The organism is Desulfobulbaceae bacterium (assembly GCA_013792005.1).
Lineage (GTDB): Bacteria > Desulfobacterota > Desulfobulbia > Desulfobulbales > VMSU01 > VMSU01.
The window spans coordinates 1-15663 of the sequence record VMSU01000161.1 but is presented as its reverse complement, the minus strand read 5'-3'; the positions used below and the strand labels follow the sequence as shown (position 1 = coordinate 15663).

Genomic DNA, 15663 nt, shown 5'->3' with positions numbered 1-15663 from the left:
TTTATCTTGAATTACCCTTTGTTTATTGATCCAAGAGGGGGGATTTAGACTTATGATTGACAAGCGTCACAGTCCCAACCTACACTGATCGACATGATCTCTCGTCGAAACAAGACAATCCCCCGACTTATAGGACTGGCAGCTCTAGCCCTGCTTCTTGCTATTGGCTGGGGCGCCGGAGAGTTCCGTGCTAAGCGCGCCGATGCCGAGATGCGCAATACCCTGTTGCAGCAAGCCACAGAGCTTGCCCGCACCATCAACCCTGACCTGGCAAAACAACTCACCTTCACAGAGGCGGATGCTGGGACGCCAGCTTTTGAGTACATTCGCGAACAGATGATCTCGGGGGGCAAGACATTCCCGCAACGAGGGGTTTATAGCCTTGCCATGCAGAGAGACAGGCTCGTTTTCGGCCCGGAAAACTATATGCCGGGGGATCCCCAGAGCAGCTCACCGGGAACACCCTACGAACAACCGACTGAAGCTCTTCTACAGTTCTTTTCAACGTATGAACCATTCACCGAAGGTCCGGTCTCTGACGAGTACGGAACCTTTGTCTCAGCTATTGTCCCAGTGGTTGACCCCATCTCTGGTTCTCTAGTGATGGCAGTGGGTATCGACATCAACGCCAACGATTGGCAAAAACGCCTTAACGCCTCCCGCCTGGACCCGCTTCTCTCCACCTCCTTCCTGATCACCCTGATTCTGATCGGCTGGTCCACAATCCACTGGCGCAATAAAAATCTACGTCCAGATGCTGTCAACCTCACCGTATGGATTCTTACTCCCGCGACACTGGCCTTACTTGGCGGAGCCATCTTTTTCAGCATCTTCCTCTATCAGATCAAGATTGACCAATCGCGGCAGGAACTCCTGAACCTTACCGATCATGCCCGGCGCCAGTGGGATCGGCTAATCACCTCCCAAGTCCAGGTTTTGAAGAATCAATTGCCCCTTATCAGTAGTTCATCAGAGATGTATAACGCCTGGAAAAATCGTAACCTCAACGCGCTTATAGCTCTCGGGACCCCAATTTTTCTCGACATACGGCATGACTCCAATATCAGCCACATTTACTTCATCGACACAGACCGCACCTGCTTTCTAAGATTGCATGAGCCAACCCGCCATGGCGATATCATCAACCGCCACACCCTGTTAATGGCTCAGAAAACCGGTTTTGACTCCTGGGGGGTCGAGCTTGGACCATTAGGCGCCTTAACCCTCCGCTATGTCCACCCATGGGTAGAAAATAATGAGGTCCGAGGCTATATCGAACTGGGCATAGACCTTGTCAATCTAACCACTGAACTCAGTCGGTCCTTGAACATTGAAGAGATCACCGTCCTCAGGAAAGAGTTCATCAACGAAAAAAATTATGCCCTGGCAGGCCATACTTCCGGCTCCATAGGCAAGTGGGGACGCTTTCTCAACTTTGTAGTGACACAGCAAACAGCGCCAGACATTCCGGATACGGTGGCCCACTGGCTTAACCACAGCCACCAACCGTTTTCTCAGACTCCAGTTTTCCGTGCACGTATGGGAGAACAACGGCTCCTCTGTGGTGTCATCCATCTTCCTGATGCCTTGGGCCGCGATGTCGCCGATCTGATTATACTTCACGACATCACCAGCCAACACGCCGCCGACACAGGAGACCTCCTCCTTGGCCTAGGGATGATGATTGGACTTTTTGGTGGAGTGATATCTCTTCTCTGGGCGGTTACAACGTCGGCAGAAGAGCAGTTGACAACCGCTTTCACCCATCTACGCGACAGTGAAGCCTCCTATCGCCGACAGTTCGCAGACAACACTGCCATCATGCTTCTCGTCTCTCCCGATGACGGTCAGATCCTTGAGGCCAACCAAGCAGCGCTTAACTTCTATGGCTACTCTCGAGAGAAGATCCTGGCGATGCAAATCAACGACCTTTCTATTTCGCCATCAGGGAAGATCGATCACTCCATGAAATCGACCACCAGCGCCCAGGGCCAGAAAATCCAATCGCAACACAGCTTGGCTGATGCCTCGCTCAGAGAAGTGGAAATCTCCTGTAGTCGTATTCAATTTAGAGACCGTCAGGTCATCCACCTGATTATTCATGACATCACCTCAAGAACCCGTGCCGAACAGAAACTGATTTTAGCCAACCAACGCGCCGAAGCGGGAGCGATGGCCAAGAGTCAATTTCTCGCTAATATGAGCCATGAAATCAGAACTCCCATGAGCGGCGTCATCGGCATGGCTGGATTGCTGTTGGAGACAAAACTCACCAACGAACAGCGCCACTACGCCAGAATCATCATGTATAGCGGTAATGCGCTGCTCGAACTGCTAAATGACATCCTGGACTTTTCAAAAATAGACTCAGGAAGACTGGAAATCGAAAACACTACTTTCGATCTGATGAACATCGTGGAAGAATGTGTTGATCTGATGGCGTTGCGCGCCCAGGAAAAGGGGATTGAACTGCTCTGCGGCCTTCCACCTGACTTGCCATCCCCACTTGCAGGCGACCCTGGTCGCCTGCGGCAAATCATCTTAAATCTTGTTGGCAATGCCATTAAGTTCACCAGCAAGGGAGAAATTTCCATGCTGGTCTCGGTGGTCAGCCAAGACTCGAGACAAACAATCCTTCGGTTTGAGGTCCGGGATACCGGAATTGGCATGGACGCCAACACAGTCAGCACACTCTTCACCCCCTTTCAACAAGAGGACGCGTCTACCTCACGAAAATACGGTGGTACCGGACTTGGCCTGGCTATTTCTAAACGATTAGCCAAGTTAATGGGAGGAGATATCGGCGTTACCAGCATCAAAGGAGAGGGCTCTACCTTTTGGTTCACCTCGGTGTTCAGTAAAGAATTTTGTACGACCACTGCTCAACCGCAAAAGAGCATCACGGGACTTGCAAGACGCAAGATCCTGATTGTCGACGCAAACGCTACCCAAAGAGAAATATTCAGGAACATCTTTGACCACTGGAAAATGCGTCACCTTCATGCCATTTCCGGCACAGAAGCCCTGACCATGCTCCAGCAAGCCGCCAGGATAAACGATCCATTCGACCTGATTATCATCGACATACAGTTGCCAGACATGACCGGCGCCGAACTAGGCCACGCCATTGCCAATAATAATGCGCTCCAAAAATGCCGACAGATATTTCTCACCTCCATTACCCAGCAAGAAAATCAAACCCGGTTCAGTGACGATAGGGTTTATACCTCCATCACCAAACCGATCAGGCAATCGGCTCTTCGCAACTGTCTAACTCGTGCCCTCGGCTTAAATGAGGAGACGGATGCTTCAGTTACCACCAGTCCTCATTGTCATTGGCAACAGAACATCCCAATAAGTCAACAACGCATTCTTCTGGCTGAGGATAATGCAGTAAACCAGGAAGTCGCTCTGACAATAATCCGCAAGTTGGGGTATCACATCGATGCCGTGACAACCGGAAAAGAGGTTATAGCTACCCTTGAATCGACCCCTTACGCCCTGGTACTGATGGATAGTCAAATGCCGGAGATGGATGGACTGGAGGCCACCCGGGCCATTCGCTCTGGAACAACCAAGGCGCCAAACCCACAAATCCCGATCATTGCCATGACTGCCAATGCCATGCAAAGTGATCGTGAGATGTGCTTAAACGCTGGCATGAACGATTACATCAGCAAACCATTTACCAAGCAATCCTTGGCCCAGACTCTATCCCAGTGGTTAGACAGGGACAGCGCCGTCGAATCTCCAGAATCCCCGGACACCAGAGAGCCTTTCGCACCACCTCCAACCGAGAAGATCACCCACGGAAACCCATTTGACCACCATGAGTTCAATGCCCGCTTAGGCCTTGACCAAGAGACGATGGAGCGATTTCTCACCATGTTTCTCAACTCGATGCCACCCGGCATTGAGGAACTGAAAACACTGATAGAAAATCACAACCTGGCATCCGCCTGGGGCGTAGCCCATAGGATCAAAGGGTCTGCCGCCATGGTGAGCTGCAACGAGATAAGCGCCATAGCGCTGGCAATTGAAAAGGCGGGCAAAAAAGGTGACCAAGCCTTAATTGAGCATCTCCTGCCCCAGCTTGAACATGCTTACGATCAACTTCGGTCTTTCGTCGATCAAAGCTGAACGTGGCTCTAAACTATTTCCAGATTTTTTGTTGGTAACCGTACCACGGCTTTTTTTTCTCCTGTTCCCTTCGGCTCCGCTCAGGGAACATGGCATTGAAAATGAATTCTTGTTCCTTTCCTTCGGAAGAGTTAGCTGAAAATAGTTAAGAGCCACGAAGCTAAAAAGTTTCACGAGATCGTCATTACTGAATCATCTCAGGTTTGCTTCCCTAGCCTAGTTCTTCTTTGTCAGATTAGCTGAGGTCCAGTGCGTCACAACAGTCTGGATTTCGGCTAACATCATGCCGGAATGACCAGAAATTTCATGCGACACAGCTGTAACGTAAATGTGACAAAGTAGAACTAGCTCCATATTTTTTTGCAAGTTCATTATTCTTATACTCGACAAACATTACAAAATGGGGAATTGCACGTATTGCTATTGCTATTGCTAATAAATATACTACATTGTGTAAAAAAAATTTCCGCAACTTGCTGTTAACACATCATATAAAGACCATTACCAATATGAATTCAAACCTTTTCTGAATTACATCACATTGAGATGATTACCGAAAGCAGTCCCACTCCACCTTCACGGACAGATTATTCCGTAAAATCGGAAACACAGCGCTATTAAACACACCCCCAGGAAATGTGTTCGCGCATAATTCGCCACCACCATTGACACCGAAAAACTATCTCTTTATTGGCACGAATACTGCGTGGCTGACTACCCCTTAGTGTACTACTTGCCCATTTTCACCTTACCGCAACAATGATACTCTGTGAGCAACCTATTGAACAATTCATCCGCATATGACATTCTTCATAGTTTGAATGATCCTGCTCTTATTGTTGATAAAAACTACCGCATCATCTTTGCCAATCAACATCACCTAGAGTTATGCGAGATGGCAAAAGAACAGGTCTTGGGACAAAAATGTCACGAAATCCATCATCACTGCCCGAATCCTTGCGAAAAAGCAACCCTGGCCGATCAACCTTGTCCGCACCGCCAGGTCTTCTCATCAGGCTTGCCGATTACGATCAGGCACCTCCACACCATGACCGATGAATCAACAAAAGAGTTCGAAATCACCACAACACCCTTGTTTGACGAAAATGGCAAAGTGGACAGAATTCTCCAAGTGATGAAGGAAATCACCGAACAACAACTACTCAAGCACCAACTTCAAACCGCCAAGGATGAGTGGGAAAAAACCTTTGATGCCATGAGTGACATTATCACTTTGATGGATAAAGAATTTCGGATAATCAGAGCAAACAAGGCAACGTATAACTTTTTCAAGGTGAAACCGGGTGAGATTAACGGCAAATATTGCTATGAGCTTTTCCGCGGCGCTGACGAACCATGCCCCGATTGCCCGGTATTCGATACCATTCAGGATGCAGGGTGCCATCATAGAGAAAAGATAGCCCACGCTAAACTCGAGAAGATCTTTCATGTTTCCTCGGCGCCGATTTTCAACTCAGAGGGAGAGGTGCAATATCTCGTACATATCGCAAAGGATATTACCGATCTAACCAAACTCCAGGAAGATCTCTTTCAGGCCCACAAGATGGAAGCCATTGGAGCGCTGGCTGGCGGCATTGCCCATGACTTTAATAATATCTTGACCGCCATCCTTGGCTATACGGAACTGGCTCGTGCAGACACCCCTCACTCAAGTCACTGTACGCAATATCTGGATCAAGTGCTTAAGGCAGGAGACAGGGCCCGCGGATTGATCAGTCAAATTCTCACCTTCAGTCGGAAACATCCTCAACAGATTATCCCGATGTGTCCTGTCATAATTGTTAAAGAAGTTATCAAGTTACTACGAGCCTCCCTGCCAAGCACAGTCGAAATTCGAGACACCATCGATCCACAATGTGGATCGATAATGGCAGATCCCATTCAGGTTCACCAAATTCTGGTGAACCTCTGTACCAATGCCTTTCAGGCGATGCCTGACCAAAAAGGAATAATTATAATCTCTCTGAGCCAAACGACAGGATCAAAGGAAGCCCTGGTGGCAAGAGAATCACCATTGCCCCTTGGTTCGCTCATCAAACTAGAGGTGACCGATACCGGAAGCGGTATGAATCAGGCCACCAAGGAAAGGATCTTCGACCCCTACTTCACAACGAAAGAGATAGGTAAAGGAACCGGCATGGGCTTAGCTGTGGTCCACGGCATTGTCAACAGCCATGGCGGCTCAATGCGAGTGACAAGTGAACTCGGTAAGGGGACAACGTTTTCCGTCTTTTTCCCCTCCCTTCCCCCCCAGACCAAGTTGGAAGAGCAGGAAATCAACCAGATCCCCATACCAACAGGCAATGAAAGCATTTTACTAGTCGACGATGAGATCGCAATTGTCACCATGCAGCAATCGGTTCTTGAACGCTTGGGTTATCATGTTGTTGTAAAAACAACAAGCAACGATGCCCTCAGCGAGTTCCAGTCTCATCCTGACCAATACGATCTTGTGATCACCGATCAAACCATGCCAGATATTACAGGGGCTGAACTTGCCATCTCTCTGTTGCAAATTAAACCAGGACTCCCGATTATCCTCTGCACTGGCTACAGCGCCATAATTTCCGAAGAAGATACTAAAAGAATCGGTATCAAGAAATTTATCACTAAACCTGTAACATCAACAGAACTGGCAACCATAGTCCGTCAGGTGTTGGATGGACAGAGATAATCAACAAGAGGCCGGGATCAAAGAGCTATTCCTAAGAAGACTACGGATAGGAGTCAGTTCCTGCCTCCTTGGCACCCTTGTGCGCTATGATGGACTCGACCAGTGTGATCACTTTATCACTGGAACCCTTGGCAGAGTTTTTGATTTGTACCCGGTGTGTCCTGAGTATGAATGCGGGATGGGAGTACCACGAAAAGCAATGAGACTGGTGGGCGAGGCCGAGCAACCTCGTTTGATGGTCATCTGCTCTGGGGCGGATCAAACGGAACAAATGAACTCCTGGTGCCAACAAAAAATCACCATACTGGACAGCGACGAACTTGATGGATTTATCTTTAAGAGTAAATCACCCAGTTGTGGCATGGAGGGTGTCAAGGTCTATCCTACAAACGAAGATGGGATGTGGCAACGAATAGGAAAGGGCCTGTTCGCCAAGGCCTTTCTCGATCATTTTCCGCTGCTACCCGTAACTGATGAGCTGAAGCTCCAGGACGTGACACTGAGGGATAACTTCATCGAACAACTTTTTGTCTGCCAACGATGGCGCGCCTCTAAAGCTGAGACGTTATCAGCGCAAGGCTTAATCAACTTTCACAGCGCCAACAAACTTCAAGTGTTATCCCACAGCGAAACACACTATCAAGCCTTGGGCAAAGTGGTTGCCCAAACTTTAACCAAACCAATTCCTGAGTTGTTCGCCGACTACGAGATGCTCCTGATGAGGGCTTTGCAGGAAGTTCCATCTCCCCCAAAACACCTTAACGTCCTGCAACACATCCTGGGGTACTTCAAAAAGCTCATCACCCCTGACGAAAAGCAAAACCTGCTCTCCTCATTCGAAGAGTACCTGAACGGAACAACCCCTTTGATCGTGCCAATCACCCTGCTCAAACATTACGCCAGTCAATATCAACAAGAGTACCTGACCAGACAACACTATCTCAATCCCCACCCAGACGAGTTGCTGCTGCGCTATCACACCTGAAGCCGATCCTACAACTCCCTACAGCGCACAAGCTTCAGCGAAATCTGTTTGGGGCTCTTGCCTTTTACCCAATCGGACCTATTATTAGGGCAGTAACATAGTCGGTTCAAACCCACCTCAAGTAATTTTACCCAGGTGACCTCCATGCCAATTTATGAATACCAATGCCTCGATTGTAACGCCGCCTTTGAAAAAATTCTCACTTCATCCACATCGACAGAGCTTATTATCTGCAGCGAATGCAAAAGCGCCAAAGTGAAGAAAAAGATTTCAGCGACCAGCTTTCGTCTGGCAAACACCTCATCGAACGTAATTCCTGCCGGGGCGCTTTCCGGCTGTTCAACCAAATCCGGCTTCTCCTGAGCTTGATTCAAAAACGGGCCCGTGTGGCCCGTCAATCACTGCAATGATCCGGTAAAGTTAAAACTCCTCAGCCGCTCTTTACTATGGCCTCCATCCAGACGCCGCCATAATAAGGCCAGATCCCCTCGTTTACGAAGCCCCCCTGACAGATCAACAACCACATAGTCAAGGCCAAGGGCCTTAAGATCATCCAATCGATCCAGCAGCGAAAAAGGATCGGTTGGAACTGCCAGGGTCTGACCAAAGCTCTTGGCAAGAACAAACTCCTCACCCTTTGGTGAGACAAACGTTTGACCAAAGCTGAAAAAGCCAGGAGACGGGCGGGCGGTGAAAAGCGGCGGAAAACCATAGACCGTCATCCCCAGCCCCTTCTGCCGATGTGGAGTGAGCACGGCAACAAGGTCCCTGTCTGCCTCAATCGACACCTGGGACGTAGCGATGCCCATGTCGGCTAAGGCCTGTAGCGCCTGGGAGTTCATCACATTCAAACTATAATGACCATAGAGCATCAACCTGCTCTTCCGAGATCGATCTGGAGGCCTTTTCGTCCGGCTTGACTTTTTTCGGATCTGAGACAAAGACTCCTCCGCTTCGCCCCCGGCACGCATGACCTCAATCAACAACTGCAACTGTCCGACATGGGCAATCTGCCAGTCAAAAAAACCCTGACGAAAAAGCAAAGCGATGGCTTGCCGATAAAAGGCGAGATCTGGTTCAACAATGATCGGAGGCAGGGCCCAGATCAAACTTCGACGCAGGTCCCCTGCAACTGCCAGACGTTTAAGCTGACGTAACGTCTCCTGGGTCAGAAGTACCACGACCCGGGCGGGAAGGTTATGGCGCGGCAACTGATTCAACACTATCAAATCATCAATCTTCAACCACCATGGTAATGGCGGCCCCGACGATACGGATGCGTCCTTGCGCTGGCCTCTGCCAGGGCGGAAAGGTGCTCCGCTTTTAGGCCCCCCCTCCGGCACAACGCTACGGCGGGCCGGATGAGCCTTGGTTTTCGGTGCGACTTGAGCGACAACAGTGCGTATCCGATCACGATTCCGCTCCTTATCAACGAGCTTTTTGAACTTCTGAGGAGCAAAACTGTTCGCCTTGGCTGCATTTTGGCGTGAATCACTGGTATCAACCTTATAGACCGGATCATTGGTTTGCGCGCTTTCAGGCACAGATAGACGAACCGTTTGCCCTGCTTCTGCTTCCTGAACCTGCCTGCCTGCCAACCACAATTCCCTCACGGTGAGTGAATCCCGCTCGCCACTCTTCTCATTATGGACCCGGATGCGATCACCAAGCAACAGCGGCTCCCTAAGTTTCAACTCTGCCCTTCCTTGTCGACAGTGTGTCACCTTGCCAAGAAACAGACCGATATTGCCTGAATACTGATGAGTAATGAGGTTTTCATCGGTCCCCGGCAGGAAATATCCTGTCGAGGTCTTTCGACCCATAGCCTGAGCCAGGATCTTACCTGCCTCGCGCAGCGCCACATCGTCTCCAGGGTGATCCAACGCCAACCTGTAGGCGCTGACCACAGCGCCTACATACTGACGACTGCGCATCCTCCCCTCGATCTTCAAAGAACTGACCCCTGCCTCCCGCAACTGATCAATCAGGCCGATCCCTTCCAAGTCATTCATGGAAAAAAGATAGCCGCCTCCTTTAGCAGGACCGCCACGCCATGAATATTTCCTTCGGCATGGTTGGACGCAACGTCCGCGCAAGCCACTCTTTCCGCCAAGAAAACTGCTGAACAGGCATAATCCGGAATAAGCAAAACACATAGCGCCATGGACAAAGACTTCAACTTCTGCGGGACTGGCGTTTGCGGCGGTTGCGATCTCGTCAATACGCATCTCCCTGGCCAGCACCACCCGGGCAAAACCCATCTCAGCCAACTGCCGGACATTGATAGAGTTATGAGCCCCCAACAAGGTGCTGGCATGCAGACGCAGTTCAGGAAAATACCGGCGGGCCAGGCGATAAATTCCAAGATCCTGAATAATCAAGGCATCAACACCAATTCCTGCCAGCACCGAGAGCAACTCGACCACCACAGGAAGATCTTCCTCCTTGACCAGAGAATTCATCGCCACATAGAGCTTGACTCGACGCTGATGCGCGAAGTCAGTCATGGCAGCTATCTCCTCAAAAGTGAAATGTCGGGCCAAGGCCCTGGCATTAACAGCAGGAGCGCCGATATAGATAGCATTGGCGCCATTTTCGACAGCAGTCTGAAAGACATCAAGACTGCCGGCTGGGGCCAGCAATTCCAGAGGAGAGTGCACTAAGCGTTACCGGGAAATAGAGATAAAGGGGAGGATAAAATAGAAGTTATTACCTTCCTCCGTGGATTCGTAACCGACCACCCCACCATGGAGTTCAACCACATATTTAATAAAAGCAAGGCCATGACCACGACTCTGATCAGGTCCCATATGATTTGGCTTGTAACTGGCAGGTCGGTTTGCCCCCATGAAACCATCCTGGAACAGCATGGAAATCTCATTATCAGGCAGAGAGCGACCGGTGGAAAAGACATTAAGCTTGATCCCATCCTTATCAGGACCAAAATACCCTGGAAGGATCATCCGCCCATAAGCCACGGCCTTACGGAGCGTCCCTTGATGGCTGATAACAGTTTCTGCGTATTTCACCACATTGGAAAAAAGATTGGCATAAACTTGAGATAAAAGCCCAAAATCGACACGGATCTCAATCTCCTCGCCTTCCATATCATCGGGTTTGTCGATAGTAATCCTGCGAGCCGCCATTCTCTTTTCGTAGTGACTAAGCTGGGGAAGGATAATATCCGTCTCCAACTTACACACCTGCGGGTGAAGAACCAGCCGTCCTTCCTCGAAATGATCCCGCCGAAACAAGCTTTCGAGAAAGAGACTAAGATTAGCGTGGTGTTTATCTATCTCCTGATAGGAATCAAGCAGACGAGTGCGAATCTCCCCAATCCTGCCGACCACCTCCTGACACATGGCAGGGTCGCCGTTGCCCACATTTTTGTACTGATCAATCAATTCGGCAAGGGCACACAAATCATCAATCCTCTTCTTGAGCTGCTTGAAGAGATGTTTGTAATACATGTTTGGCACAATGACATTGTGCTCAATGTCACTGACCAGGTTGTTGATGAACTGAATATGTTTGATATTTTGCTGAGCCAACAACCGTTTTCGGAGGTTATAACCGATCCGGTTGGTGTATTTGGTAAAAAAAAACTTGTCTGACTCTGTGAGTTTGGCCAGGGGATAGACCTCGAACATGCCAATTGGGGTCAAACTCTGCAAAGGAACCGGATGTTCATCAAACTGCATCGGTTTGGATTTTACCGGAACCAAATACGAGCCCTCGGCCTCGTAAGGCTCATCAGCAATGGAGACATAGGGAAGACCTAGAATCGGGGGATCGTACACACCATGCAGGCTATCGCAGACCAGGAGTAAAGAGCGATCATCTCCTCCCTTAAGATAGAGCCTGCTTTCGAGTCCAAAAGACTCAAGCGGGACGGTGACACAGATACGATACAGGTCCGATAGCGAATCAAACTCCTGGGACAGATCAAAAAAAGTCTTCAGGATATCGTTTTTCTTACGACTGAAGTCATAGGTGATATAATCACGCCGCTTCTGTTCAACCCGTTTACGAATCTCCGTCAGATCAAAACGAGGCGTGCTATCGATATCAGCTTTGTTCATTGTTCGCCGGGAAAACCAATGTTAATGAAGATAGCATTTAGCGTGACTGCCAGACAAGGACAACCTCATCGTCCTTGCCTTCTGTCTCGCTCAGAGTAACATCAACATGCTCATCGAGTGTCTCCAAAACCTCAAGACCGACATAGTTGGGCTGGACAGGCAACTCACGACCACATTTTCGATCAATCAGTACCGCCAACTGAATGCAACGGGGTCTGCCAAAATCCATGATCGCATCAAGCGCCGCCCGGATGGTGCGACCGGTGAAGAGCACATCATCCACTAGAATGATGGTGTAGTCTTCAACCGCAAACTTGATATCAGTCTTCTTGACCATAGGATTTTGGGCAGCCAGACTCCAGTCGTCACGATACAGCGTAATATCCAAGGTCCCCAGTGGGACATCAGCGCCTTCACGTTCAAAAATAATCTTTTTGATCCGTTCCGCCAGATAAACTCCGCCCGTATGAATACCCACCACGGCCAAGTTATCAACACCGTTGTTCTGCTCCAAGATCTGCAACACAATCCTATCTAATGACCGCTGCATATCCGCAGCGGACATGATCTGCCTGCTCATGATAGTCACGTCAACACCTCTTCTTCCAAAAGTAGTCAATGCCAAGGGCAGTGACTCGGTTAATAGCCTCAGGAAAAGCCTCACACTCAGCGCTGAACACCTTGGCCGCAATATCTTCCGGGGCATCTTCATCATCCAGCGCCACACACTTCTGGACAACGATAGGACCCTGGTCATACTCTTGATTGGCGAAATGTACTGTGCAGCCGCTCACCTTTACTCCCCGCGCATGAGCCGCCCGATGCACCCGCATTCCATAGAAGCCATCCCCGCAAAACGACGGGATGAGAGATGGATGAATATTGAGCACTGCCTTGGCAAGATCCATCGGGGGCGTGTAGAGTTTCAAGAAACCGGCAAGCAGGATGAGATCGATTGAAAAATCAGCCAAGATTGCATTGATGGCATCATTGTCTGCGGCATGAAAGGCCGGATAGCCATACTGCCTGGCCTTATCAAGCCCAAGAACTCCAGCCTTGTTTGAAATAACCACTTCGATACTGCCGCTCATGGAGCCGTTTTTCAGTCGTTCATGGAAATTATCCAAGGTCCGTCCGCTACCGGAGAGCAATACTGCCATCTTCATCGTCTTCGCCTCATCATTTACTTAAATTCAGGATCAGTATCCAGGTTCACAGCGTTCAGCCACTTGGCAATGGCAGTATCATAGGCACTGGTCAGATCAAACACCTTACAGGCCAGACGAAATCTTGTCTTCAACGTCGTGTTGCCGGTGGCCTTGATTTCGGCAATAACCTGAGTGTAATCAGCCGGATCAACTATAACCGTTACGTCCTGATAATTTTTAGCCGCTGCCCGAAGCATGGTAGGACCGCCAATATCTATATTTTCAATGGCATGAGCCACAGTACATGATGAGTCGGCAGTGGCCTTATCAAAGGCGTAAAGATTAACAATAATCAAATCTATTGGCTTTAAGCCATGACTTTCCATCTGTTGCAGATGGTCCGGATTATGACGCTGGGCCAAAATTCCCCCGTGCACTCTCGGATGAAGAGTCTTCACCCGTCCATCAAGCATTTCAGGAAATCCGGTAAAATCAGCCACATCAAGAACTGTAAGTCCATGATCACGAAGTTTCTTGGCAGTACCGCCAGTGGACAAAATCTCAACTCCAAGCTGGCTGAGCTGCACGGCAAAATCTTCAATGCCAGATTTGTCGGTCAAACTGATGATAGCGCGTTTAATTGTGTTCATTGTCTCTCCTTGTATCATAAATAATAAACGAAAGGTAACTGCTCAGGTTATCGGTTAGCGATTGACAGTTAACGGCAAGAGAACCATTCCAATGACTGGTATCCGTCAGTCTGTTAACCGTAAACCGGTAACTGATCACCGTCAACCCGGATAATTATAGCGCAGACTTCGAAAAGTCGGAAAACTTTATTCTTCATCGTTGCGGACAAAGGTTCGAATCAACCGTCGATCACGCTTGGTTGGTCGTCCTGACGGACGGGCATTGTCATGAATACTGCGCAAAAGATGGCGATCTTCCCGTTGTTTCTCTCTAGTCACGATACTCGCTGCTGTCTCCTGATAAAGTTCCACAACCTCCTTTGCCGGACGCCGCTGATCGTTGACCCCCATAACAGTTACAGTCATCTCGACCACCCCTCTCTGGATCCGCAACTCATCGCCAATCTGAATAATGCGGGAGGGTTTAACCCGCTGATCATTACAATGAACCTTGCCGCCTGTTACAGCCTCTGTCGCGATAGACCGAGTTTTAAAAAAACGGGCAGCCCATAACCACTTATCAATTCGCACCTTAAAAACGTCCATTCATTGGGGCTTACGAAGCCCAGCGTCCCAACTCTTTGATTATCCGGTCACGGTCCGGGGCATTATGCAGCATCATCTCTTTAAAATACTCATAGTAACGTATCAAAATAAAATCAAATCGCAGACCGACTCCAGATTCGTTAAAATGAATGATCTCGCAAGTAAATTTTATCCTGGATAACAATTCAAGACTCACATAATCACCAACTCTGAAAATGGGCACTTTATCTAATTCCATAAAGGCTCCGCCAAAACTAATATTTCGGGTCTGCCCCTTCAGGGGTAAATCGCCACCAATAACAAGATTACCTTTTATTTTCAGAGAAAGACGACTTGTTTTTCTACGTTCATCCATCAAACTATACTCCTTATTGAGCCAGGTACCACAGCAATCTCCGCTTCGGATTAACAAGTGAAGCCGGATAGTTCTCTTGAGATATGTTGGACAAAAACGATTCAGCTAAACGTACCTTTTCTTCTCCGTTAATCAGGAAAATTACTGTATCAGCATGATTAATGACGGGAAACGTCAAAGTCAAGCGCGGCACAGGCGGCACAGCCTGATCCGCCTCCACCGCCGCTACCCATTTCCTTTGACTTAACGCTGAATGGCCAGGAAACAATGACGCAGTATGACCATCTTGCCCCATACCCAACAGGATAAGATCAAATACCGGAAACTGATCATCTGAGTATGGTTTCTCTCTCTTGGTCAGTGAAGAAAACACTTCCACCATGGTTTGTTGGTAATGAGAAGCTGCAACCGAGAGAGGCTTTATTTCTACAGGCATCCTGAATACTTGACTCTCAACAAGTGGCAGATACGCCATAAAATGAGTCCGAAACAAACTGTAATTGCTCTCCAGATGATCAGGTGACACAACTCGTTCATCAACAAAAAAAATAAATACCTTATGCCAAGGGAAATCAATAATAGTAGGAGAGTGTGCTATCGCTTCAAAGAGACCGGCCGGGGTCCTCCCGCCAGAGAGAGCGATAGTAGCATATCCTTTTCTTTCAATCGATCCCTGGATCAGTCCTTGAAAATCGCGGGTAATGGCGGCATAACACGCATCCAGGTTCTTACCACGAATAATCTCTGGGTTTAGCTTTTCCATAAATGTACCAAACAAAAGGGGGAACTACCCAGGTTATCGGTGTTCAGTTGCCGGTTTACGTTACGGTTAAACGAAAATTAGTCATGAATCATCGCATAATGCATGATACTAAATATGTGGTAACTATCCACCTTCTGACCCAGAAAGGTGCCGAAGCCCAGAACCGTAACTGTTCAGCAGTGCCGCAGATGCTAGGCATCGGCCTGCGATGTGTGCTTTTCGCACATGAGCAGGCCGATAACAACGCAGATGTGGCACTG

At 48.8% G+C, this 15663-nt stretch carries 12 protein-coding genes; 4 read left to right on the top strand and 8 right to left on the bottom strand.

Annotated features, from left to right (window positions below):
- The first annotated feature begins 93 nt into the window (after nt 1-93).
- From FP815_10010 to FP815_09995, 4 genes are all read left to right on the top strand, one after another.
- Entirely contained in the window at nt 94-4140 is a 4047-nt protein-coding gene (locus tag FP815_10010) for a response regulator (GenBank protein ID MBA3015271.1), read from the top strand.
- 769 nt (nt 4141-4909) lie between these two features.
- Entirely contained in the window at nt 4910-6835 is a 1926-nt protein-coding gene (locus tag FP815_10005) for a PAS domain-containing protein (protein MBA3015270.1), read from the top strand.
- On the top strand, nt 6822-7820 hold the full coding sequence (locus tag FP815_10000) for a DUF1722 domain-containing protein (protein ID MBA3015269.1): 999 nt from the start codon (nt 6822-6824) through the stop codon (nt 7818-7820). Before FP815_10005 ends, FP815_10000 begins: the two co-directional genes overlap by 14 nt.
- A gap of 144 nt (nt 7821-7964) precedes the next feature.
- Nucleotides 7965-8183, top strand: a complete 219-nt coding sequence (locus FP815_09995; protein MBA3015268.1) for a zinc ribbon domain-containing protein — start codon at nt 7965-7967, stop codon at nt 8181-8183.
- Between the two features lie 35 nt (nt 8184-8218).
- Here FP815_09995 and FP815_09990 read toward each other — a convergent pair whose 3' ends face one another.
- The 8 genes from FP815_09990 to pgl all read right to left on the bottom strand — a co-directional run bounded on the left by FP815_09990 (nt 8219) and on the right by pgl (nt 15403).
- Nucleotides 8219-10480 carry a U32 family peptidase gene (locus tag FP815_09990; protein ID MBA3015267.1) on the bottom strand — a complete coding sequence of 754 codons (2262 nt, stop codon included), beginning with the start codon at nt 10478-10480 and terminating at the stop codon, nt 8219-8221.
- Between the two features lie 6 nt (nt 10481-10486).
- Nucleotides 10487-11902 carry a sensor histidine kinase gene (locus FP815_09985; GenBank protein MBA3015266.1) on the bottom strand — a complete coding sequence of 472 codons (1416 nt, stop codon included), beginning with the start codon at nt 11900-11902 and terminating at the stop codon, nt 10487-10489.
- Nucleotides 11903-11939: 37 nt separating this feature from the next.
- Nucleotides 11940-12482 carry a bifunctional pyr operon transcriptional regulator/uracil phosphoribosyltransferase PyrR gene (gene pyrR / locus FP815_09980; GenBank protein ID MBA3015265.1) on the bottom strand — a complete coding sequence of 181 codons (543 nt, stop codon included), beginning with the start codon at nt 12480-12482 and terminating at the stop codon, nt 11940-11942.
- 10 nt (nt 12483-12492) lie between these two features.
- Nucleotides 12493-13068 carry a phosphoribosylglycinamide formyltransferase gene (locus FP815_09975; GenBank protein MBA3015264.1) on the bottom strand — a complete coding sequence of 192 codons (576 nt, stop codon included), beginning with the start codon at nt 13066-13068 and terminating at the stop codon, nt 12493-12495.
- Nucleotides 13069-13085: 17 nt separating this feature from the next.
- Nucleotides 13086-13700 (bottom strand): IMP cyclohydrolase, encoded by a 615-nt coding sequence (locus tag FP815_09970; GenBank protein MBA3015263.1) that lies wholly within the window; start codon nt 13698-13700, stop codon nt 13086-13088.
- A 186-nt stretch (nt 13701-13886) separates the two neighbouring features.
- Nucleotides 13887-14285 (bottom strand): RNA-binding protein, encoded by a 399-nt coding sequence (locus FP815_09965; protein ID MBA3015262.1) that lies wholly within the window; start codon nt 14283-14285, stop codon nt 13887-13889.
- A 10-nt stretch (nt 14286-14295) separates the two neighbouring features.
- Nucleotides 14296-14640: a PilZ domain-containing protein gene (locus tag FP815_09960; protein ID MBA3015261.1), complete on the bottom strand. Its 345-nt coding sequence runs from the start codon at nt 14638-14640 to the stop codon at nt 14296-14298.
- A 13-nt stretch (nt 14641-14653) separates the two neighbouring features.
- Nucleotides 14654-15403, bottom strand: a complete 750-nt coding sequence (pgl, locus tag FP815_09955; protein ID MBA3015260.1) for a 6-phosphogluconolactonase — start codon at nt 15401-15403, stop codon at nt 14654-14656.
- Nucleotides 15404-15663: the final 260 nt, after the last annotated feature.